Raw genomic sequence first — 21,716 nt, 5'->3', positions numbered from 1 at the left:
TCCGCGGTGGGCCGGAGGGGAAGGGCGGGGTCGTGCGGGTACCAGGTGCCGTCGTGGAACACCTCGACATGCTCCCGCATCATCGAGCATCCCGGAAGGCTCACCCGGACCGTCCGCCGGTCTCCGTTCCGCGGGGCATCGGGGTGGGTGGCGTACCCGTTCGCGTCGACCGCGACACCGTCACCGTTGACGCGCATCCCGAACGCATTCCGCGTCACCGCGCCGCTCGCCATGCCGGGCCCGGTCGGTCCGGATGCTTCTGCCCGCTGCGCCTGCTCGCCCTGAGCCGTCCGCCGCTTCTTCTCTTCGGCGGCGAGTCGCTTCTCTTCCGCGGCGATGGGTTTCGCGATCGTGGTGAGGCGGTCGTGGATCGCGGTGATCTTCGCGGCGTCGTCGGTGAGGATGAACTCCGCCAGCCCGTCGTCGAGAGCCCGCACCCGGGTTCCTCTCCGGTCCAGGGCGCGCCGGTGCCGTTCGGGCAGGGGTGCCGGGTCGAGGACCCCGGCGAGGCTCTTCGCGAACACCCGCACCTGCCCCGGTGTCGCGTCCTCCGCGTACGTCACGGCACGCCGTGAGTATTCCTCCACCACCTCGGCGGGGAGTCGTTCCCCGTGTTCGCGGATGATGTCCGCCTGACGACGCGTGATCACCTGACGACGCAACGCCTCCGCCACCACAGGGAACCGGTCGGTCAGGGCGAGATCCTGCCGGAGCCGCGCCTCCACCTCACCCGGAGACAGACGCAGGGCCGTGGCGAGCTCCAGGGCGATCGACCGCCACGGGAACCCGTACCCGGACGCATCCCCGCACCGCGCGGTCTGCGCTTCCGCGACCCGCGCGGCCGCAGCGAACGCTCCCGCTTCCAGCCCATCCAACCGGGCCCGGTCCGCACGCAGCTCGAGGATCAGGTCGCGCACGTTCCCGATCGTGCGCACCTCCGCAGGGGTCGCCTCCCACGACGACCCTCCTGCGAACCTCGGCTTCCGTCCTGCCATACACCCATCATCCGCGGCACCACCGACATTCGAACGGTTGAACGAGACCATCCCGACCCCACGGAGGTCACGGAAAGGTCACGAAACGGGCCAGGGTGGGAGGGGGAAGGTCACTGCGTCCCGGCTCACTCCGCTCGCTCAACGACCCGGAGCAGGGGGCACGGGCGGGAACCTCGCGACGTTTCGCCTCGCTCCCGCTCGCTCAATAACCAGAAGGGAGGGCGGGCGGAGAATCCCACCGCGTTTCGCCTCGCTGCGCTCGCTCGACGACCAGACGGTCGGCGCGAGGGGGGAGGTCGCCGCCTTCTGTCTCGCTCCGCTCGCTCGACGACCGGAAAGGAGGGAGGGAGGGAGGGGCCCTCGCGACGTTTCGACTCGCTCCGCTGGCTCAACGACCGGAACGGAGGGCGGGCGGAGAATCCCACCGCGTTTCGCCTCGCTGCGCTCGCTCGACGACCAGACGGTCGGCGCGAGGGGGGAGGTCGCCGCCTTCTGTCTCGCTCCGCTCGCTCGACGACCGGAAAGGAGGGAGGGAGGGGCCCTCGCGACGTTTCGACTCGCTCCGCTGGCTCAACGACCGGAACGGAGGGCGGGCGGAGAACCCCGCCTCGCTCCGCCTCGCTCCGCTCGCTCGACGACCGGAAAGGCGGGTGGGCGGAGAGCCCACCATGTCTCGTCTCGCTCCGCTCGCTCGACCACCAGAAGGCGGTCGGCGGGAGAACCCCACCCCGTCTCATCTCGCTCCGCTCGCCGAACGACCAGGGAGGAGAGGCAGGAAGGGTCACCCCGTTTCGGCTCGCTTCGCTCGCTCCACCGACGCGGGGAGGCGAACGCGCGGGGTCACAGGACTCCGGAAGAGACATTCCATTACGCGAATCGACACGGAATTCTCCCGATCGAGAAGAAGTTTTCCGCCATTGCAGAATACCGGGTGTATTTGGCTGACAGATTTGCTATTGCCGTTATTTCGCGGGTAGCTTCGGCCGAGGTCGTCGATCCGCTCCACCCGAGAGCATGCGCGGCGGCCGACGTCGCCTTGTTCTGGGGAGGGGAGGGCGTAAATTGTCGTGCCATTTTCACGATCTCGTCTGGGGACGGGTCGCGGCAGCCATCGCCGCGTTCGCACTGCTGGTGACGCTGCTCGTCGTCGTGCCGCAGGCGCCGGCATCCGCCGCCGCCAACCTCGTGTGCTCGTCGGGCACGAGCTACTCGCTGCGCGCCAACGGCGCGCTCCAGTCGGTGTCGTCCACGGGCACGATCACGCAGGTCGCGACGCCCGGCTCGCTCACCTGGACGGTGGGGAACCAGACGAAGACCGGCATCGACGAGGCCAACGGCCTCGGCATCGCCTCCGACGGATCGAGGGCGTACGCCCTGCAGCGCTGGACGGTGGGCGGTCAGCACCGCGTCCGCGCCATGGTCTACACCGCGTCGACCGGCGTCTGGACCTGGGCCGACGGCTCGGGAACCGCGGGCGGTATGACGACCAACCAGTCGACGTACCAGGTGGTCGCGGGCGCCGTCGACCCCGCCACCGGGCTGTTCATGTTCGGTCTCTTCAACAACGGCCGCTTCCAGCTCTACAGCTTCAACCCCACCACCGCCGCCTACCAGGCGCTCGGCGGCTTCGATACCGGCATCACGGGATCGCTCAACGGCGACATGGCGTTCGACGCGCAGGGCAACCTCTACGTCGTCGGATCGACGACCTCGACGACGATCTTCACGATCACGTCCGCGACGATCGCCACCGCCGTCGCGACGCCCTCCGCCACCCGCACCCTCACCGCCACGCGCTTGAACTCGGGTGACGTGTCGTCGCGCATCACCTCCGTCAACGGCGTGGCCTTCGACACCGACGGCAACATCCTGCTCTCCAACGGCTCGACGATGGTGCGCTACAACCCGTCGACCTGGCAGTTCCTCGCCACCGTCACGACCGGACTCACCTCGGGCGGCACGTCGAGCACCGACCTCTCCAGCTGCGCGACGCCGCCGACGCTCACCGTCAAGAAGGATGTCGTCGCCCGCTCCGCCGCGAGCGACCAGTTCACGCTCGGCATCGCCGCCGGCTCCACGTCGATCACCTCGGCGACGACGACCGGCGCCGCGAACGGCATCCAGGCCGAGACGGCAGGACCCGTGCCCGTCACCGTCGGCACGAGGTACACCTTCTCCGAGACGATGGCGCCCGGCTCGGCGACGCCGCTCGCGCGGTACGCGTCGTCGTGGACCTGCACCGTCACGACGCTCGCCGGCTCGACGCAGACGCTCGCGACAGGCAGCGGCGCGACCGGCACGCTGACGATCGCGTCGTCGCAGTCGGGACTGCCGATCACGTGCACCTTCTCCAACAGCCCACGACCGACGCTCACCGTCCACAAGGATGTCGTCGGCGGACGCGCGGTCGCCGCCGACCAGTTCGTCCTCACCTCGGCGCAGGGCTCGTCGACCCTCGCGACCGCCACCACGAGCGGCCAGGCGAACGGCGTCCAGCCGCAGGCAGCCGGTCCCGTGGTCGTGACGCCGGGATCGACCTACGCGTTCCGCGAGGCGATGGCATCCGGTTCCGGCTCGGCGCTCGCCGCCTACGCGAGCAGCTGGACGTGCGTGCGCACCGATCGCGTCACGGGCGCGCAGACGACGCTCTCGACCGGCACCGGGTCATCCGGCACGATCACCGTGCCCTCGGGGATCGGCACCGCGGCGATCGACTGCACGTTCGCCAACGACGCGCGGCCCGCCGAGCTCACGATCGTGAAGGATGTCGTCGCCCGCGTCGACGAGGACGACCAGTTCGTCCTCTCCCTCGCCGACGCACAGGGCACCGAGATCGGCGCCGCCACGACGAGCGGGAGCGCCGTGGGCGAGCAGCCGCAGCGCATCGACGCCGTCGAGGTCGACCCGGGTGCGGTCTACACGTTCGCCGAGACGATGGCGACCGGCTCCGCTTCTGCGCTCGACCAGTACACCTCGGCCTGGACCTGCACCGACCAGAGCGGCGCGACCGTCGCGGAGGGCGACGGCGCGACGGGACAGCTGACCATCCCCGCGGGAGCCGCCGGCCAGGCGCTCGAGTGCGTCATCGTCAACGAGCCGGCCGAGGCGAGCCTCATCGTGACCAAGACCTGGATCGTCGACGGCGAGACCTTCGCCGACGGCGACCAGCCCGACGGACTCTCGGCGCAGCTGACGGTCGACGCAGGCGACGGCCCCGTCGTCACGCCGTGGGGCGCCGAGACGACGGGCCTCGTCGCGGGCGACGTGGTCTCGCTCGACGAGACGACCACGATCGACGCCGCGCTCGCCGGGTGCACGGTGCAGAGCGCGATCGCGTCGGGGGCGTCGATCGACGGCGAGCAGCCGCTCGCCGTGGACGTCGCCATCCGGGCGGGGCAGCAGACGGTCGCCGTCGTCAACACGGTCGAGTGCGTCAGCACCCTCACGATCCTGAAGGTCGTCGAATCGCCCAACGGCGGCACGGCCGACCCGTCGGCGTGGGACCTCACCGCCCGGACCGGAGACGCCCAGCCGCTGACGGTCGACGGCGACGACGAGCCCACGACCGCCAACACCGTGGTCGTCGACCGCGACGTCGCCTACGACCTGGCCGAGGTCGACGACACCGCGGCGCCCGCCTACGAGGGCACCTACGTCCAGATCGCGATCGAGCACTTCACGGGCGATCCCGACGACCCCGCCGCGCTCGCCGATCCCGCGAACTGGGTCGAATCCGACGGAACGGCCACGGTCGCCCGGGGCGCGCACGAGATCTACCGGTTCGTGAACCGCGACGTCGCCGTGCCGACCCTGCCGCTCACGGGCGGCGCCGGATCCACCCCCTACCTCCTCGCGGGCGGCGGCATCGTCGCGGCGGGGCTCCTCATCGGGCTCGTCGTCGTCCTGCGACGACGCGCGTCATCGGGGGAGTGACCGGCTCGCGCCGGCCTCCCTCCGCTCTGCCGCGTGCGCGGCAGCCCCGACCGACCGCGCCTGCGGGTCGGCCACCGCCATCCGGCGGCACCACCGCCATCCGATACGACCTCACCACCCTCTCCACGAAAGGACGGGCACCATGTCCGGACATCCTCCTCGCCGCCTGCGGAGCCTCGCAGCGGCCGTCGGCGCGGCGGCGCTCGGCGCCGTGCTCGCGCTCGGCGCCGTCGCACCCGCGAGCGCCGCGCAGAACATCGACCCCGACGCGACCGGCTCGATCAGCGTGCACAAGTTCGCCCAGCCCGATACGGCGACGGGCCTGCCGAACGACGGCACCCAGGTCGACACGACCGGGCTCACGCCGCTCGCCGGGGTCACCTTCACGGTGCAGCAGGTCACCGACATCGACCTGACCGACCCCGCCGACTGGCAGGAGATCGAGGGGCTGACGGCCGCCTCGGTGCAGGCCGACCACACGCTCGGAGCCGCGCAGTCGCAGACCACGGACGCCGCCGGAGACGCCGTCTTCGGCGACCTGCCGGTCGGCCTGTACCTCGTGTCGGAGACCGACACGGGCGACAACGGCGTGACGATCACGGGCGCTCCCTTCCTCGTCACCATCCCGCTCGCCGTGGACGGCGACTGGCTGTACGACGTGCACGTCTACCCGAAGAACACCGTCACCGAAGCGCCGACGAAGACCGTCGACGACTCCGACGCGTACGTCATCGGCGACCACATCGGATGGACGATCACGGCCACCGTGCCGGCCGTCGTCGACGGGCAGAGCCTCACGCACTACGAGATCACCGACACGCTCGACCCGCGCCTCACCTACATCGGCGCCACGGTCGCGGTCGACGGCCTCGCACTCGACCCGGCCGACTACACGATCGCCCCCGGGCCGTCGTTCGCGGTGTCGTTCACCGCGAGCGGCCTCGCCAAGCTCGAGACGGTCGCCGGCGCTGCCGTCACGGTCGTGCTCGACACGACGATCAACGCCCTCGGCGACGGCGCCATCGAGAACAGCGCGACGGTGTTCGTCAACGACCCGAACCACGACCACGGCCAGGAGTCGGAGCCGGTGAAGACGTCCTGGGGAAGCCTGCAGGTGCTCAAGCACTCCGCCGACGACACGAGCCTCACGCTCGCGGGCGCCGAGTTCGACGTGCTCAACGCGGCCGGCGAGGTCGTCGCGCACATCGTGACGGATGAGAACGGCGTCGCGACGGTCGACCTGAAGGCGGGCGACTACACGCTCGTCGAGACGGCGGCACCGCTCGGCTACGTCCTCGACGCCGACCCGATCGCCGTGACGGTCGTCGAGGGCGGCACCGCGAGCACCGCCATCTCGGTCGCCAACGAGCAGGTCCCGCCGTTCCAGCTGCCGCTCACGGGTGGCGCCGGGCCGAGCCTGTTCATCGGCGGCGGTCTCGCCGCCGTGCTGCTCGCCGTCGGCATCGCCGTGGTGCGACGCCGGAGCGCCCGCGCCGCGGCCTGACGCGACGCCATCCGAGGGGCCGTCCACACGGGCGGCCCCTCCGCCACGAGAGGGAGCCATGAGCACGAGCCGCACCGCCGTCGCCCCGACGCGCGCCTCGCTCGCGCGGGCGCGCCGACGGCACCGGTGGTCGGCCGTGCTCATCGCCCTCCTCGTGCTGCTGGGCAGCGCCACCATGCTGTATCCCGCCGCCGCATCCTGGTTCGCCGACCGCATCCAGGCCGCGGCGGGCGACCGCTACACGGAGGCGGTCAGCGCCCTCGCCCCCGAGGACAGGGCCGATCGACTCGCCGACGCCGAGGAGTACAACGATCTGCTCCGAGGCGGGGCCATCCCCGACCCGTTCGGCGCGATCACGGAGGAGACGGTCGTCGACGCCGACGACCCGTACTGGTCGCTCCTCGACGCGGGCGACGGCACCATGGCCCGCATCCGGATCCCGTCGATCGACGTGGATCTGCCGATCTACCACGGCACCGCTGCCGACGTCCTGCGCCAGGGCGTCGGGCACCTGCAGGGCACGTCGCTGCCCATCGGCGGGGCGGGCTCGCACACCGTCCTCACGGGCCACAGGGGACTCACCGAGGCGACGCTCTTCACACGCCTCGACGAGATGGACGACGGCGACGTCATCGAGATCGACGTGTACGGCGAGACGCTCGCATATCGCGTCACCGAGGTGCAGGTGGTGCTCCCGACGGATGTCGACGCGCTGCGCCCCGTCGCGGGCAGCGACCTGCTCACGCTCGTCACCTGCACGCCCCTCGGGGTCAACAGCCACCGCATCCTCGTGACGGCCGAGCGCATCGACGCGACGGAGATCCCCGAGGTCGTGACGCCGGATGCCTGGCCGGTGCCCTGGTGGCTCGTCGCGTACTGCGCCGTGCTCGTGGGGACGACGGGATACCTCGCTTCGGCGATGCGGCGGCGCTGACGCCCCTCCGCTGGCGGGTCGCGTGCGGACCGACCGGCGAGGCGAGCACGCCGCATGCCGCGGCCGCAACGGGGACTGCGACCCCTGCGTCGGCGGGTATCGGTGGGATACGGTCGAGGAAGGGGGGACGTCGTGCGCGCGCTGCGCTGCGCGGCATGGGCGGCCCGTCTCGTTCCGACGACAGGAGAATCACATGCCCATCCGCACTGCACGCACCACGACCATGGCCGCCGTCGCGGCCCTCGCCCTCTTCCCGATCCTCGCCGGCTGCTCCGCCGGCGGCCAGTCGGTCGCCGACGCGTGCGACATCCTCACGAACGGCACCGAGGAGCTCAACGCGCAGGGCGCCGAGCTGCAGAGCGCGGCGCTCTCGGGCGACGCCGACGCCATCGACGAGCTCATCGCGTCCGTCGACGAGGAGATCACGAGCCTCGGCGAAGACATCACCAACGACGAGGTGAAGCCCGTCTACGAGAAGTTCGCCGGCGCGTTCAGCGACCTCACCACGCAGCTGCAGGACATGGCGTCGATCGACACCTCCGACGTCGACGCCCTCACCGAGGCGACGGAGGCGATGACCGCCACGACCACCGAGCTCACGGACGCCTCCACCGAGCTCACCGAGGTGTGCGGCGCCTGATCGCCACCGCGCTCGCCGACGGCCCCGCTCTCGAGCGGGGCCGTCGGCGTTTCGGGCCGGACGCGAGGAGGAGCTGCGGAGGCGGGGGAGGAGCGGGTCGCACCCTCCCCGCCTCTTCGCGCGTATGCGGACCGTAGGCTGAGCAGATGAGCGTCTCCGCCGCAGACCGTCCGTCCTCCGCCGAGCGGCCCTGACGTGCGGTCGGCACAGATCGTCGCCGGGCGCCGGTGGGTGCTCGTTCTCGAGCCCGGCGAGGAGCTCGTCGGCACCGTCTCCGCGTGGGCGGAGCGCATCGGCGTCCGTGCCGCGACGGTGGAGTTCTTCGGCGCGTTCCGCAGCGCGCGGCTCATCGCGGCGACCGAGCCCGTCGCCGACCCGGAGCCCCCGCTCCCGCAGCAGGTCGAGGTGACCTACCTCGAGGGCGTCGGGTCGGGGTCCATCGGGCTCGCGGACGGCGGCCCCTCCGTCCACCTCCACATCGCGGCCGGAGTCAAGGAGCAGGGTGGCGCGGCCTACGCCGGCCATCTGCTCGCCGCCGAGGTCCACTACACCGTCGAGGTGGTCGTGCAGGAGGCGGTCGGGCCCGACTTCGTGCTCCGCCCGCTGCCCGGCTTCGGGATCAACGCGCTGCACTTCTCCTAGCCCCGAGCTGAAGCCCTTGCCCTGCCCCTGCCCCTGTCAAGGGCAGGATATCGGCAGGCATCCGGCGTACTGTCGGGATCATGGGCACTCTCACATACGGAAACGGCGGGGGAGCGCGAATCAACATCGACGATCGGGCCCTCTCCCATCTGAAAGTCGTCATCATCTCGAAGCTCCGCAGGCAGGAGAGCTTCGCGGTCTCGTGGACGCACCCCTGCGGCAGCGGGCCCGCGGGACGCACCACGATCTGGGTGCATCCGGCCATCCCCCTGCGGTTCGACTTCGACGAGCCGGAGCCGCCGGAGCTCAACATGCGGTGGATCGTCGGCATGACCGACGAGGCCAACCAGCTCGGCGGCGTCGTCCTCACTCCCGAGGCGGTCGCCGTGTGACGGGAACGCAGCGATAACCGATCGCCGCGCTCCTGCCAACCCCCTCCACGGATGGTCCGGGGCGAGGCATCGTGGATGCCACGTCAACGGAAGGAGCATCCATGGGACTCGACGACAAGATCAGGCACGCAGCCGAGGATCTCGGCGGGAAGGCGAAGGAGGCCGCCGGCAAGGCGACCGACGACGAGAAGCTGGAGGCCGAGGGCCACGCCGACCAGGCGAAGGCGAAGCTCAAGAAGGCCGGCGACGACGTCAAGGACGCCGTCGACTGACCCAGAGCCCCGGCTCGCCGGGGCGACCGGCCTGCGGGCGGCGAGCGCGGGTTGCACGCGCCCCCTCGCAGCGACGACGGTGCGGTGGTCCGGGCCGTCGTCGGGCGGGGCGGTCGAGGTGGCGACGCCTCCCGCCCCGCCTTCTCCCTGGGTGGCCCGCACCCACCCCGAGCCGCCTCGAGGGACTTCTGTCCGCGGCAGGATGGAATCCGCTCGGCACACCTCCCCCTCTGCCGATGCGGTCCCGGGATCGCCCGTGCCCTGACGGTGATCCCGGGGAGCGGCGGGCGCGTCCGAGGCGCCCGCCGCACCCTCCCGACCGGAGGCCCGCCTAGGCTCGCCTCATGGCGAGCGTCCGACCCGCACGCGGCGTCGCCCGCCTGACGGCGAGGCACGGCCGCGCGTATTTCGCGTTCCAGGCCGCCGCCGGGGCTGCGTGGTGGGCGGCCGTGTTCACGATGCCGCCGATCCGCCGGGCGACGCTCGGCGGAATCGACGCCGTGTCGATGGCCGCCTTCGACATGCCGCTGTTCGTCGTCGCCTCTGTGCTCGCCGCATGCGCGTGGCGTCCCGCCGTCGTCATCGCCACCGCGTGGACCGTGCTCGTCGCCGCGGGCATGGCCGTCTACGCCACGGCCTCGCAGGCCGCAGGATGGGGCGCGCTGCTCATGATCGCGGCTGCAGCGGGCTCGCTCGTCGCGGCCGTGCTCGTGCTCACGGGGCGGGTGCCCGCCGAGCGGATTCTGGTGGGGCCATTCGCCATCCGGGTCGCGTCCGACGCGACGCGGCGTGTGCACCGGTCGCGCACGGCGCGCCAGATCGTCGCGTTCTGGGGGCTGTTCCTCGTGGTGGCGCCTCTCGTCATCCTGTGGATCGAGCGGCGCTGGGGGCTGGACGTGGCGTTCCCCGTCCCGGTGCGGGTGGCCGGCGGCGCACTCCTCGTGGTCGCGAGCGCTCTCGGTGCGTGGTCAGGGTGGACGATGTCCTCGCGCGGAGCAGGAACGCCCCTCCCCTCGGCGACGGCCCGACGCCTCGTCATCGCCGGCCCGTACCGGTTCGTCCGGAACCCGATGGCGCTCGCGGGCATCGCGCAGGGCGCGGCCGTCGGCCTGCTCATCGGGTCGTGGATGGTCGTGGCCTATGCGCTCGCCGGCTCGCTCGTGTGGAACGCGGCCGTGCGACCGCTCGAGGAGGCGGACCTGGAGGCGCGGTTCGGCGACGCCTTCCGCGCGTATCGCGATCGCGTGCCGTGCTGGGTGCCGCGCCTGCGAGGATGAGGGGATGGCCATCCTGCACACCGTCGTCTTCCGTCTCAGCCACCCGGCCGGATCGCCCGAGGAGGCGCTCTTCCTCGACACGGCGCACGAGACGCTCACCGTCATCGCCGGGGTGCGCGACTTCACGGTGCGCCGGCAGGTGAGCGCGAAGAGCGACCTCGACTGGCAGTTCTCGATGCTGTTCGACGATCAGGAGGCGTACGACGCCTACGACGCCCATCCGCTGCACCGCGAGTTCGTCGCGACGCGGTGGGCGACCGAGGTGGAGGCCTTCCAGGAGTACGACTTCGTCGACCGCTCCTGAGACGGGCGTCTGGCCCCGACGCCGGTAGGCTCGGATGCCATGGCGATCGGCGCGATGATCCACACCTTCACGGTGCAGCTGGCCGACGTCGACCGCGGCGTGTACGACGAGCTGGCCCTGCGCGCGGCGCGGCATCCCTCGGAGACCGACGCCTACATGGTGACGCGCGTGCTCGCGTACTGCCTCGAATACGAGGAGGGCATCCGCTTCGGCGAGGGGATCTCGTCGACCGATGAGCCTGCGGTCGTCGTCCGCGACCTGACGGGAGCGGTGGCCGCCTGGATCGAGGTGGGAGCCCCCGACGCGGAACGGCTCCACTATGCGAGCAAGCTCGGCGGCCGCACCCGGGTGTACACGCACCGCGACCCGGTGAAGCTCCTCGCGTCATGGGAGGGGAAGACCATCCACCGTTCCGACGCCATCGTGCTGCGCAGCTTCGATGCGGGGTTCGTCGATGCGGCCGCCGCGCTCATCGAGCGCCGCAACGCCCTCACGGTCTCGGTGACGGAGGGGCACCTCTACCTCGAGCTGAACGGCACGAGCCTCTCCACGGCCGTCCACGAGCACGCGCTGCCCTGACTCGTCTCATGCGTGCGCCGCTGCGCGCGCGCCGAGGTCGAGCACCTCGCGCAGCACCGCGGGGTCGGCCAGGATGCGGAAGTGCCCGCCGCGATCGAGCACCACGTTGCGCGCTCCCGGCAGCACGCTCCCTTCGGGTATGTGCGGATCGAAGCGCGCGGAGATCGACACGATCCGCTCGTTCGCCGTGAGCGCCCCTCCCAGTCGACGGATCGTCGCATCGCGCGGTGAGAACGCCCGCAGCGTGCGCGTGAGGAACAGCCGGGCGTAGCGGGAACCGCCGAACGGCGCGGCGACGGCGACCATCCCCGCGATGCGGTCGGCGACCGGCCCGAACGACATCGCGTGCTTGCCGACGAGCCCTCCCTTGCTGTGCGCGAGGAGCACGGCCCCCGTGAGCCCGCGCTCCGCGATCCGCTCGCCTACGAGCCGCGCGCCAGCGGCGACCGGCACGCGGTTGCTGCGGAGCGGGTCGACGACGTGCACCGGATGGCCGTGCGCGTGCACGGCGCGGATGAGCGGGCGGAGGAACCGCCACGACTCGTAGACGCCGGGTACGACGACCACGGGGGCGCGGTCGCCGTCGCGGTAGGCGTCGGCGCCCGCGCCCGGGAGCAGCGACGACGCCTGCCGCCGCACGGCGTAGGCGTAGTCGGCCACCCAATCCGCGAGGTCGCGATGGCCGATCATGGTCGTCACGGTATCCCGGCGGGCACCGAGCCCGCTGCGGGTTGACATGCCGCCTGCCGCATGTGCGATGACCTACGGTGGAGGCAGCGATCGGCGACCGCCTTTGGCTCCGCACCGGCAGCCAGCTGTCACGACCGAAGAAGGTCAGGTCCATGACCTCCACCGCCGTCTCCCCTCCCACTCGACTGGGCCCCGTCCGGCAGACCTACGCCCGGGCGACCGACTTCCCCGCGCCGGCGAAGGCGTACTCCCACGTCTCGGCCGTCGTGCGCGAGCTCGGCCTGCTCCGACGGACGCCGTGGTTCTACGGCCTCGTCGGCGCCGCGCTCGCGGTCGCGCTCGCCGCATGCGCCGCCGGGTTCGTGCTCCTCGGCCACAGCTGGTTCCAGCTCCTCGTCGCGGCCGCCCTCGGCATCGTCTTCACGCAGATCGCGTTCGTCGCCCATGAGGCGGCGCATCGCCAGGTGCTCGCGAGCGGCCCGGCCAACGACAGGCTCGCCCGCGTGCTCGTCGCCGTCGTGGGGATGAGCTACAGCTGGTGGGACGCCAAGCACACGCGCCACCACGGCAACCCGAACCGCGTCGGCAAGGATCCCGACATCGCCGTCGACACGATCTCCTTCCTCGAGGAGGACGCCGCGGAGGCTCGGGGGCTGCGGCGATGGATCACGCGCCGACAGGGCTGGCTCTTCTTCCCGCTGCTCGCGTTCGAGGGGATCAACCTCCACGTGCAGAGCATCCGCCACCTCGTCGCACGCGGGCCCGTGAAGGGGCGGTGGATCGAGCTGGGGATGCTCGTGGTGCGCTTCGCGCTCCTGCTCGTGCCCGTGTTCGCACTGCTGCCGTTCGGCATGGCCTGCGCCTTCCTGGGCGTGCAGGTCGCCGTCTTCGGCATCTACATGGGAGCGTCGTTCGCCCCCAACCACAAGGGGATGCCCGTCATCGCGGCCGACGCGCGGCTCGACTTCTTCAGCAAGCAGGTGCGCACGTCGCGCAACATCCGCGGCGGGTGGTGGGCCACCGTCCTGTTCGGCGGGCTCAACCACCAGGTCGAGCACCACCTCTTCCCGAGCATGGCGCGCCCGCACCTCGGCCGCGCGCGCGAGATCGTGCGCGACTACTGCGCGAGCAACGGCGTGCCGTATACGGAGACGTCGCTGCTGCGGTCCTACGCCATCGTGATCGCCTACCTCAACCGGGTCGGCCTCGCCGCGGCCGACCCGCTCGGATGCCCCGTCTCGGCGGAGTACCGGCGGGTCTGAGCGGCGACCGGTCGCGTACCGGCAGAGCGGGCGACGGTCAACCCCCGCGCGGGGCGGAGGTCGTCGATGACACCGTGGAGGGGTCCCCGCTTCCGAGGAGTCCTCCATGACCGCGACCGCCGCCCCCATGACATCCCGCGCCCCCATGACATCCCCCGCCCCCGGGACACCCCGCGCCCCCGTGCCCTTCGGTGCGTGCGGTCCGCTGAGCGAGCGGGTGATCGCGGCGCTCGCGGAGGAGGGGCCGTGTCGGGACGTCGTCGACGTCGCCGTGCACGCGGTCGGGTCGAGCACGGACATCGTCGAAGACGAGGACGTGCAGCTCGCACTGTTCGCTCTCTACGCGAGCGCCTACGGGAGCATCGAGGCGTTCGACGCCGCGCGCGAATGGGACCCCGATCTGCTGCGGGCGCGGGCGGTGCTGGAGGGGGCTCTCGAGGCGCGGCTGCGCGCCGTCGTCCCGCAGCCCGAACGTCCTGAGCCGCGCCGTGACGACGTCGCCGACGCGCTGTTCGCGCTGACGGCGGAGGACGGCGGTCCGAGTCTCGCGCGCTTCCTCGCGAAGAAGGCGACGCAGGAGCAGGCGCGGGAGTTCCTCGTGCAGCGCTCGATCTACACGCTGCGCGAGGCCGATCCGCACTCCTGGGCCATCCCTCGTCTGTCGGGATCCGCGAAGGCGGCACTCGTCGAGATCCAGTCCGACGAGTACGGCGGCGGACGGCCGGATCGCGTGCACGCCGCGCTGTTCGCCCGGGCGATGCGCGGCGCGGGGCTCTCCGACGCGTACGGCGCGTACGTCGACCGCGTGCCGGCGATCACGCTCGCCTCACTCAACACGATGTCGCTGTTCGGGCTGAACCGGCGCCTGGTCGGAGCCGTCGTCGGCCACCTCGCCGCGTTCGAGATGACCTCGTCGATCCCGAACCGCTTCTACGCAGAGGGGCTGCGCCGCGTGGGGTTCGGCGACGACGTCGCGGAGTACTTCGACGAGCACGTCGAGGCGGACGCCGTGCATGAGCAGATCGCCGGCCGCGACCTCGCCGGGGCGCTCGCGGAGGAGCGCCCGGAGCTGCTCGACGACATCCTCTTCGGCGCGTCCGCGTGCCTCGTGGTCGACGGCCTCGCCGGTGCGGCCATGCTCGACGCCTGGCGGGACGGCCGAACGTCGTTGCGCGGGCAGGTGGCGGCATGACGAGCGGCGACGTGCGCATCACGGCGTGTCCCGACGGACCGCTCCTCGTCCGAGGCGACATCGAGCTCGAGGGCGAAGACGGCCGGCCGATCGAACGTCGTCGGCGCACGATCGCGCTGTGCCGCTGCGGCGTGTCGGCCATCAAGCCGTTCTGCGACGGGACCCACAAGGCGGTCGGATTCACGACCCGGTGAGAAGTCGGGTACCGTTATTCCGCAGGTCGGGCGTGCACGGGTCGGGGGGTCAGGGGCACGCCCGATCCGCTCACCCCTCCCGCCATGCATCCGTGTCGAGGTGCGAGCCGGCCCGAGGGCCCATCTGCAGCACGCCTCCGTCGACCGCCCAGTCGCACCCGTCACGTACGCCGCCTCGGGGGAGGCGAGAGGCGTCGCGATCTCGCCCGGCGCCACGGCGTTCACCGTGATGACGTGGGCGCCCAGCTCCTGCGCCATCGTCTGCGGCCATCCGTCGCGCGGCGGCCTGCATGCCCGCGAACGCGCCGTCGAGATCGAGCGCCATGGTGGAGCGCCACTCGTCGAGGGACTGGTCGAGGAACGCGGTCCCGCCCCCGCCGCGCGCATTGTTCACGAACACGTCGATGCCGTCCAGCTCGTCGGCGATCGCGTCGATCGCGCCAGGCGCGTCGTCCAGCGCCGTGGCGTCGAAGCGGGCGACGACGGCGCGGCGTGGGCCGCGGGGGCTTCGCAGCCCCCGCGGCTACGCGCTAGTCGTCCTCCGGTGCGCCGCCCGAGGCCGTGTCGGCCTCTTCGTCCTCACCGGGCGTGCCCTGCGTGTTGTGTCCGTCGCCACCCATGGCGGCCTCCTTCCGTCGGAGGTCCCACGCTAGGGTGCGTCCCGCCTCGTCGTCAGGGGTTGACAGAGTCGGCGTCGGGGACGATCGCGACCGCCTCGGTCGCGACGAGGATCTCCCGCACCGACCGCGTCATGTGCTCGAGGAACTTCGAGGCCCCCGCCACCTCGTCCGGCGTGAGCTGGTGGACGGCGTCGACGATGCGCTCATGGACGAGGCCGAGTGTCGCGCGGGGGTCGGCATCCGCGAGCGCCGTCGGCGCGACGATGAGACGACGGCGGTCGGTCGGGTGCCTCCTGCGCTCGACGTAGCCGGCCCGTTCGAGACCGTCGAGGAGCCCCGTGATCGAGGCGGTCGAGAGTCCGAGCTCGCGGGCGAGGTCGCCGGGGGCGAGCTCGGCGCCCGCGCGGCTCGCACGCGAGATGAGGCCGATCGCGAGGAGCTCGTTCTCGGTCATCCCCATCTCGGCGCGCGTGCGCCGCTGGAGGTCGGCCTCGGCCGTGCGGTAGTCGCGGAGCGCCGCCAGGAGCGCAGCCGCCGTGGCCTCCTCGTCTCCGGAGCCGTACCAGTACGAGGACGCGTCGGGTGTCGCGTGTCGCATCCGACGATCGTAGCAAATCTCTTTGCCGCTGTACGTCTCAGTTGTTGATTTGCTAGCTGGCCTACTAAAGTCGTCCGTGCCGGCGAAAGAGCGACGGGTCGCCGGATCGGGTTTCGCTGAACGGAGGAGCAGAGATGGGCACGATGTTCTACGGCACGAGCGAACAGGCGATCGAGGTGGATGACGCCCTGCTCGAGCACGTCCAGAAGGTGACGCTCACGAAGCTGCGTCGCGGCGAGTCGTTCTCGATGTCCTGGAAGGACGACGACGGGCGCCGCGAGACCGTGTGGGTGCACGCCGCGCTCATGCTGCGCTTCGCGATCGAGGAGGAGTCGGGCCGCCTCGACGGCGAGCTGCTGCGTCACCTCATGGACAGCGCGAACTCCAACCGCGGGATGGACCTGTCGGACGGGTTCGTCGAGCAGCGTCGGCGCTCGGCGCAGCCGGCGCTGCGTGCCGCCTGACGTCCTGCGCGGAAGAGCCCTCCCCGGCGACGGGGAGGGCTTTACTGCACCGCCTCCGTGAGCGTTCACGATCCTCTTGACCATATGGTCGGCACTCATTAGAGTTGCAGCGCCGTGAACGTTCACGGAACGCTCGAAAGGACGATGGTGACCTCTTCACGACTCGCAGACGACGACACCCAGACCGGCTGGGGCGGATGGGCCGTGCTCGGCCCCGGAGGGATCGCGCGTCGATTCCTCGACGGCCTCGCCGTGGGCGGCGGTGCGCTCGTCGCCGCAGGCAGCTCGGACGCGGCCCGTGCCCGCGCCTTCGCCGACGAGGCGGAGGACCGCGGAGCGGAGACCGTGACAGCGGGGTCGTACGACGACGCGCTCGCCGATCCGCGTGTCGAGGCGGTCTACGTCTCCGCCGTCCACACGGCGCATCCCGCCCTCGCCCTCGCCGCGATCGACGCCGGCAAGGCCGTGCTGTGCGAGAAGCCGCTCACGGTCAACAGCGGCACGACGATGGCGCTCGTCGATGCCGCGCGCGAGGCCGGCGTGCCGCTCGTGGAGGCGTACATGTACCGCTTCCACCCGCAGACCGCCGCGGTGCTCGACCTCGTCCGCCGTGGGGCGATCGGAGAGCTCTCCCACATCGACGCCGCGTTCGCCTTCCGGGTCGGCGAGCGCAGGGGGCGGCTGTTCGATCCGCAGGTCGCCGGCGGGGGCATCCTCGACGTGGGCGGGTACCCCGTCACCTTCGCCGCGGCCGTCGTCGACGCCGCGACGGGACGGCACGCCTCCGAGCCCGTTGAGCTCGAGGCGACCGGCTCGATCGGCCCGACCGGCGTCGACGAGTGGGCCGTCGCGCGCGTCGTCTACCGGGGCGGCATCACGGCGAGCCTCCGTGCGGGGGTGAACGCCTCCGATGAGAACGTCGTGTCGATCTACGGGTCGACCGGGCGCATCCGCGTCGCCGAGCCGTGGACGCCGGCCGGAGCGACGACGATCGAGGTCGTGACGGTCGACGGCGGCGTCGAGTTCGTCGAGATCGAGGCGGCGCACGCCTACGGTCTGGAGGCGCTGGCGGTCGTCGGCGCCCTCCGCGAGGGATCTCTCGAGGTGCCGCAGATGACGACGGCGGAGACGCTCGCCACGTCGCGGACGCTCGACCGATGGCGGGCGGCGATCGGCCTCCGGTATCCGTTCGAGTCGGAAGACGCCGACATCCGCCCGCTGCGCGGCACCCTCCGGCGGTCGGAGGGCGGCATGCGGTACGGCGAGATCGACGGCGTCGGAAAGCGCGTCTCGCGGCTCGTCATGGGCGTCGACAACCAGCCCGACCTCGCGCACGCGTCCGCGATGTTCGACAACTACGTCGAGCAGGGCGGCAACGTCTTCGACACGGCCTACATCTACGGCGGCGGCGAGCTCGAACGGAGACTCGGGCGCTGGATCGCGAACCGCGGCATCCGGGAGGACGTCGTGGTCATCACGAAGGGCGGCCACACGCCGCACTGCGACCCCGAGTCGGTCTCCCGTCAGCTTCTCGAGAGCCTCGAGCGGCAGGGCACCGACTACGCCGACATCTACATGCTGCACCGCGACGACCCCTCGATCCCGGTGGGCGAGTTCGTCGACGTGCTCGACGAGCACGCCAGGGCCGGGCGGATCCGCGTCTTCGGAGGCTCGAACTGGTCGCCCGAGCGGATCGACGAGGCGAACGCGTATGCGCGGGCGAACGGTCGACGGGGATTCTCGGTGGTGAGCGACCACTTCGGCCTCGCGGAGGCATACGACGTGCCGTGGGAAGGGTGCGTGCACGTCACGGATGCCGCGTCGAAGCGCTGGCTGGAGGAGCGGCAGATCCCGCTGCTGCCCTGGTCGTCGCAGGCGCGCGGGTTCTTCACGGGGCGCGCGCGACCGGATGACACGAGCGATGCGGAGCTCGTGCGCTGCTACTACAGCGACGCCAACTTCGAGCGGCTCCGGCGTGCCGAGCAGCTGGGGGAGGAGCGGGGCGTGCCCGCCACCGCGATCGCCCTCGCGTACGTGCTCGCGCAGCCGTTCCCGACCTTCCCGCTGTTCGGCCCGCGCTCGATCGCCGAGACGCGGTCGTCGATGCAGGGACTGTCGGTCGACCTCTCGCCGGACGACGTCGCCTGGCTCGACCTCCGCTCCTGACCCCGCCGCCCCTGGATCCCCTGCCCGACCTTGCCCAACGGATATCCGTTCGCCGAGAGGACATCCGGTACAGCGTGATCGCGTGTGCGCTGGGCAATCGGATATCCGTTGGGCGAAGATCGGGAGGGGAGCTGCGGGCGGGCGGGAGCGTGTCGGGCTCCGATCGGGGAAGGATGGCGGCGGATGGCGCGAGGGGCGCGGGCGACGATCGTCGACGTCGCGGAGGCCGCCGGCGTCTCCCGGCAGACCGTGAGCCGGGCGATGAACGACCTGCCCGGGATCAGTGCGGACACGAAGCGGCGCGTGCTCGACGCGGCCCAGCGGCTCGCCTACCGTCCGTCGCGCTTCGGGCGCGGCCTCGTGACCGGCGGGGAGCGTCAGCTCGGGCTCGTCGTCAACGACCTGCGCAACCCCTACTCGCCCGAGCTCGCGGCGACCGTCGTGCGCCTCGCGGCCGACGAGGGATGGAACGTGATGCTCGTCGACATCGGCCTCGCGAAGGACGCCGACCGGCTGCTGGCGTCGCTCCGCGACCAGGCGGACGTCGTCGTGGGCTACCTCGGCGAGCGGTCAGCGGGCTGGGGGGACGGGCTCGGCGCGACCCCGCTCATCCAGCTCGATCCGGGCGGCGACACGGTGCACGCGTCCGTGCGGCTCGATCCGACTCGCGCGGTCGACGCACTCGCGGCGCATCTCGTCGCCCACGGCGTCCGCCGCCCCCTCGTGCTGGACGCCTCGGCGCAGGGCGCCCCGAGCGCGCGCGGGGCAGCCATCCGCGACGCCCTCGCCCGGCACGGCACGCCGGCCGAGCTGCTGCACGCATCGGCGTCGACCGCCGAGCACGCCGCCGCGATGGCGGCGCAGGCCGTGCGCCGCGCGAGCCCTCCCGACGCCATCGTCGCGTTCAACGACCTGATGGCGCTCGGCGTCCTGTCGGCGTGCCGGCACGCCGGTCTCGACGTGCCGAGGGACATCCGGGTGGCGGGGATCGACGGACTCACGATCGGCGCGCTCGTCGCCCCGACCCTCACGACCCTCGCGGTCGACTTCGACGAGGTCGCGCGCGACACCCTCGCGCTCGCCTCGGCCCTGCGCGACGGCGAGCCGCCGCAGCATCGCACCGTGGCGCACCGCCTCGTGCTGCGCGAGTCCGCCTGAGGCGCCGCGCACGCGCACCGCGCGGCAGGCCCGTCGCGGCCTCGTCGCGCCCGCCCCGCCGCCGCACCGCCTTCTCGGCTGCCGCCGCGCGTCCCTCGCGATTGTCGCTATTGACAACATTTGCACTGCTCCCTAGGCTCCAAAAAGTATCGACGACAGCGTCGAAACTTTCGGAGCCCATCTCGATGAGGAGAACACGGTGCAATCCATGAAGAGGCGCACGGCGACGCGCACGGCCGCACTCGCGGCGACGATGGCGGGGGCCCTCGCGATCGGCGGCTGCAGCGCGGGCGGCGACGGCGAGACGGAGATCGACGTGGAGGCGCAGTCGGTCGGCGCCATGGAGGAGTTCGCGGCCGACGAGCAGTTCACCGCGACCGAGCCCCTCGAGATCTCGATGCTCTGGACCGACTGGCCGGAGGTCCCCGTGACCGACGACTGGGAGGTCTTCGACGTCATCGAGGAGCGCACCGGGGTGGCGCTCGAGCTCACCCACGTCCCCTTCAGCGACGCGACCGAGAAGCGCAGCCTGCTCATCTCCGCGGGAGACGCGCCCACCGTCATCCCCCTCGTCTACACGGGGGAGGAGGAGCCGTTCGTCTCCTCGGGCGCCGTGCTCCCGATCAGCGACTACATCGAGTACATGCCGAACTTCCGGAAGTACGTCGAGGAGTGGGACCTCGGGGAGATGATCGACCGCCTCAAGCAGTCGGACGGCAAGTACTACATGCTGCCCGGCCTCCAGGAGGTCTCGGTGCCCGTGTTCTCGATGATCATCCGCAAGGACGTCTTCGACGAGGTCGGGGCGCCCGCGCCGGAGACCTGGGAGGACCTGCGCACGGGCCTCGAGCTCATCAAGGAGACCTATCCCGACTCCACGCCGCTGGCCGACGGATTCGAGGGGCAGTCGATGCTGAACTACGCCGCCCACGCCTTCGGCACGCAGGCCGGATGGGGCTTCGGAGACGGCACGATCTGGAACGAGGAGGCGGGCGAGCTCGAGTACGCGGGGGCGTCGGAGGGGTACCGCGACATGGTCGAGTTCTTCCACGGGCTCGTGGAGGACGGGCTGCTCGACACCGAGTCGTTCACGGCGGCCGACGCCGGCGGCGGTGCCGCGGACGTCGCGGAGAAGATGGCCGCCGACCGCGTGTTCGCCGCCTCCGGCTCGAACGGCACGGTCAACGAGTTCGCCACGGCGCTCGACGAGACGGCGGGCGCCGGCCAGTACGAGCTCGTGCAGATCGCCCCTCCGGGCGGCGAGGCGGGGATGCTCGTGGAGCCGCGCAACTTCTGGAACGGCTTCATGCTGAGCGCCGACATCGCCGAGTCGCCGAACTTCGTCGCGACGCTCCAGTTCCTCGACTGGCTCTACTACAACCCGGACGCCCGCGAGATGCTGCGCTGGGGCGTCGAGGGCGAGACGTACGACAAGGCGGCCGACGGCACGATCACCCTGAAGCCCGAGTACTCGTACGACGACTTCAACATCAACCCCGACGGCGCCACCGACATCAAGACCGACCTCGGATGGGCCAACGACGTGCTCGCAGGGTCGACCGAGTCGCGCGCGCTGAAGGAGTCGTACAACGCCCCCCAGTTCGTCGAGTACATCGACACCGTGCTGTCGACGCGCACGCCGCGCGACCCCAACCCGCCGGCGCCGCTCGACGAGGCGGAGCTCGAGCAGGCGTCGCTGCTGTCGACGCCGCTGTCGGACGCCGTGCGCACGGCCACGCTGCAGTTCATCCTCGGCGACAGGGATCTGTCGGAATGGGACGCCTACGTCGCGGAGCTCGAGGCCGCGGGCATGACGACCTACGTCGACCTCATCGACGGCGCGCGCGAGCGCTTCGCGGAGCAGAACGGCTGACCCGCTCTCCGGCCGCCGCCCCCGCGG

At 71.7% G+C, this 21,716-nt stretch carries 21 protein-coding genes; 17 read left to right on the top strand and 4 right to left on the bottom strand.

What is annotated here, in order from left to right; all coding sequences use genetic code 11:
- On the bottom strand, positions 1–995 hold a 995-nt coding region (locus ACWGPF_RS15580; RefSeq protein ID WP_452333660.1), incomplete at its 3' end, for a DUF222 domain-containing protein.
- A 1,131-nt stretch (positions 996–2,126) separates the two neighbouring features.
- Between ACWGPF_RS15580 and ACWGPF_RS15575 the strand changes: the two genes are divergently transcribed.
- The 10 genes from ACWGPF_RS15575 (at position 2,127) to ACWGPF_RS15530 (ending at position 11,472) form a co-directional block, all read left to right on the top strand.
- A complete protein-coding gene (locus ACWGPF_RS15575) occupies positions 2,127–4,928 on the top strand; it encodes a prealbumin-like fold domain-containing protein (RefSeq protein ID WP_452333659.1) in 2,802 nt (933 codons plus the stop codon).
- A gap of 142 nt (positions 4,929–5,070) precedes the next feature.
- Positions 5,071–6,432: a SpaH/EbpB family LPXTG-anchored major pilin gene (locus ACWGPF_RS15570; RefSeq protein WP_452333658.1), complete on the top strand. Its 1,362-nt coding sequence runs from the start codon at positions 5,071–5,073 to the stop codon at positions 6,430–6,432.
- 58 nt (positions 6,433–6,490) lie between these two features.
- Positions 6,491–7,366 (top strand): class C sortase, encoded by an 876-nt coding sequence (locus tag ACWGPF_RS15565; RefSeq protein ID WP_452333657.1) that lies wholly within the window; start codon positions 6,491–6,493, stop codon positions 7,364–7,366.
- Between the two features lie 193 nt (positions 7,367–7,559).
- On the top strand, positions 7,560–8,006 hold the full coding sequence (locus ACWGPF_RS15560; protein ID WP_452333656.1) for a hypothetical protein: 447 nt from the start codon (positions 7,560–7,562) through the stop codon (positions 8,004–8,006).
- Between the two features lie 195 nt (positions 8,007–8,201).
- Positions 8,202–8,648, top strand: coding sequence for a PPC domain-containing DNA-binding protein (locus ACWGPF_RS15555; RefSeq protein ID WP_452333655.1), 447 nt, complete (start codon positions 8,202–8,204; stop codon positions 8,646–8,648).
- A gap of 80 nt (positions 8,649–8,728) precedes the next feature.
- Positions 8,729–9,040 (top strand): DUF7882 family protein, encoded by a 312-nt coding sequence (locus ACWGPF_RS15550; protein WP_452333654.1) that lies wholly within the window; start codon positions 8,729–8,731, stop codon positions 9,038–9,040.
- Positions 9,041–9,141: 101 nt separating this feature from the next.
- The gene (locus ACWGPF_RS15545) at positions 9,142–9,312 is read left to right on the top strand and encodes a CsbD family protein (protein WP_452333653.1); all 171 of its coding nucleotides are present in this window, start codon (positions 9,142–9,144) and stop codon (positions 9,310–9,312) included.
- Between the two features lie 344 nt (positions 9,313–9,656).
- Entirely contained in the window at positions 9,657–10,589 is a 933-nt protein-coding gene (locus ACWGPF_RS15540; protein WP_452333652.1) for a methyltransferase family protein, read from the top strand.
- Between the two features lie 4 nt (positions 10,590–10,593).
- Positions 10,594–10,893 (top strand): Dabb family protein, encoded by a 300-nt coding sequence (locus ACWGPF_RS15535; RefSeq protein WP_452333651.1) that lies wholly within the window; start codon positions 10,594–10,596, stop codon positions 10,891–10,893.
- Between the two features lie 39 nt (positions 10,894–10,932).
- Positions 10,933–11,472, top strand: coding sequence for a YaeQ family protein (locus tag ACWGPF_RS15530; RefSeq protein WP_452333650.1), 540 nt, complete (start codon positions 10,933–10,935; stop codon positions 11,470–11,472).
- Positions 11,473–11,478: 6 nt separating this feature from the next.
- Here ACWGPF_RS15530 and ACWGPF_RS15525 read toward each other — a convergent pair whose 3' ends face one another.
- Complete coding sequence (locus ACWGPF_RS15525; protein WP_452333649.1) at positions 11,479–12,162, bottom strand: esterase/lipase family protein; 684 nt, start codon at positions 12,160–12,162, stop codon at positions 11,479–11,481.
- Between the two features lie 152 nt (positions 12,163–12,314).
- Here ACWGPF_RS15525 and ACWGPF_RS15520 point away from each other — a divergent pair, with 152 nt between their 5' ends.
- From ACWGPF_RS15520 to ACWGPF_RS15510, 3 genes are all read left to right on the top strand, one after another.
- Complete coding sequence (locus ACWGPF_RS15520; RefSeq protein ID WP_452333648.1) at positions 12,315–13,424, top strand: fatty acid desaturase family protein; 1,110 nt, start codon at positions 12,315–12,317, stop codon at positions 13,422–13,424.
- A 145-nt stretch (positions 13,425–13,569) separates the two neighbouring features.
- Positions 13,570–14,616, top strand: coding sequence for an iron-containing redox enzyme family protein (locus tag ACWGPF_RS15515; RefSeq protein ID WP_452333663.1), 1,047 nt, complete (start codon positions 13,570–13,572; stop codon positions 14,614–14,616).
- Entirely contained in the window at positions 14,613–14,810 is a 198-nt protein-coding gene (locus tag ACWGPF_RS15510) for a CDGSH iron-sulfur domain-containing protein (protein WP_452333647.1), read from the top strand. Before ACWGPF_RS15515 ends, ACWGPF_RS15510 begins: the two co-directional genes overlap by 4 nt.
- Positions 14,811–14,880: 70 nt before the next feature.
- Here ACWGPF_RS15510 and ACWGPF_RS15505 read toward each other — a convergent pair whose 3' ends face one another.
- Together ACWGPF_RS15505 and ACWGPF_RS15500 are read right to left on the bottom strand one after the other, a co-directional pair.
- On the bottom strand, positions 14,881–15,324 hold the full coding sequence (locus ACWGPF_RS15505) for an SDR family NAD(P)-dependent oxidoreductase (RefSeq protein WP_452333662.1): 444 nt from the start codon (positions 15,322–15,324) through the stop codon (positions 14,881–14,883).
- A 158-nt stretch (positions 15,325–15,482) separates the two neighbouring features.
- Positions 15,483–16,028, bottom strand: a complete 546-nt coding sequence (locus ACWGPF_RS15500) for a MarR family transcriptional regulator (protein WP_452333646.1) — start codon at positions 16,026–16,028, stop codon at positions 15,483–15,485.
- 134 nt (positions 16,029–16,162) lie between these two features.
- Here ACWGPF_RS15500 and ACWGPF_RS15495 point away from each other — a divergent pair, with 134 nt between their 5' ends.
- The 4 genes from ACWGPF_RS15495 (at position 16,163) to ACWGPF_RS15480 (ending at position 21,689) form a co-directional block, all read left to right on the top strand.
- Positions 16,163–16,492 (top strand): DUF7882 family protein, encoded by a 330-nt coding sequence (locus ACWGPF_RS15495; RefSeq protein WP_452333645.1) that lies wholly within the window; start codon positions 16,163–16,165, stop codon positions 16,490–16,492.
- Between the two features lie 144 nt (positions 16,493–16,636).
- Entirely contained in the window at positions 16,637–18,658 is a 2,022-nt protein-coding gene (locus ACWGPF_RS15490; RefSeq protein WP_452333661.1) for an aldo/keto reductase, read from the top strand.
- A gap of 183 nt (positions 18,659–18,841) precedes the next feature.
- Positions 18,842–19,816: a LacI family DNA-binding transcriptional regulator gene (locus tag ACWGPF_RS15485; protein ID WP_452333644.1), complete on the top strand. Its 975-nt coding sequence runs from the start codon at positions 18,842–18,844 to the stop codon at positions 19,814–19,816.
- Between the two features lie 208 nt (positions 19,817–20,024).
- Entirely contained in the window at positions 20,025–21,689 is a 1,665-nt protein-coding gene (locus ACWGPF_RS15480; protein ID WP_452333643.1) for an ABC transporter substrate-binding protein, read from the top strand.
- Positions 21,690–21,716: the final 27 nt, after the last annotated feature.

The organism is Microbacterium sp. NPDC055683, from assembly GCF_053617895.1.
This window is presented reverse-complemented; position numbering and strand designations above follow the sequence as displayed.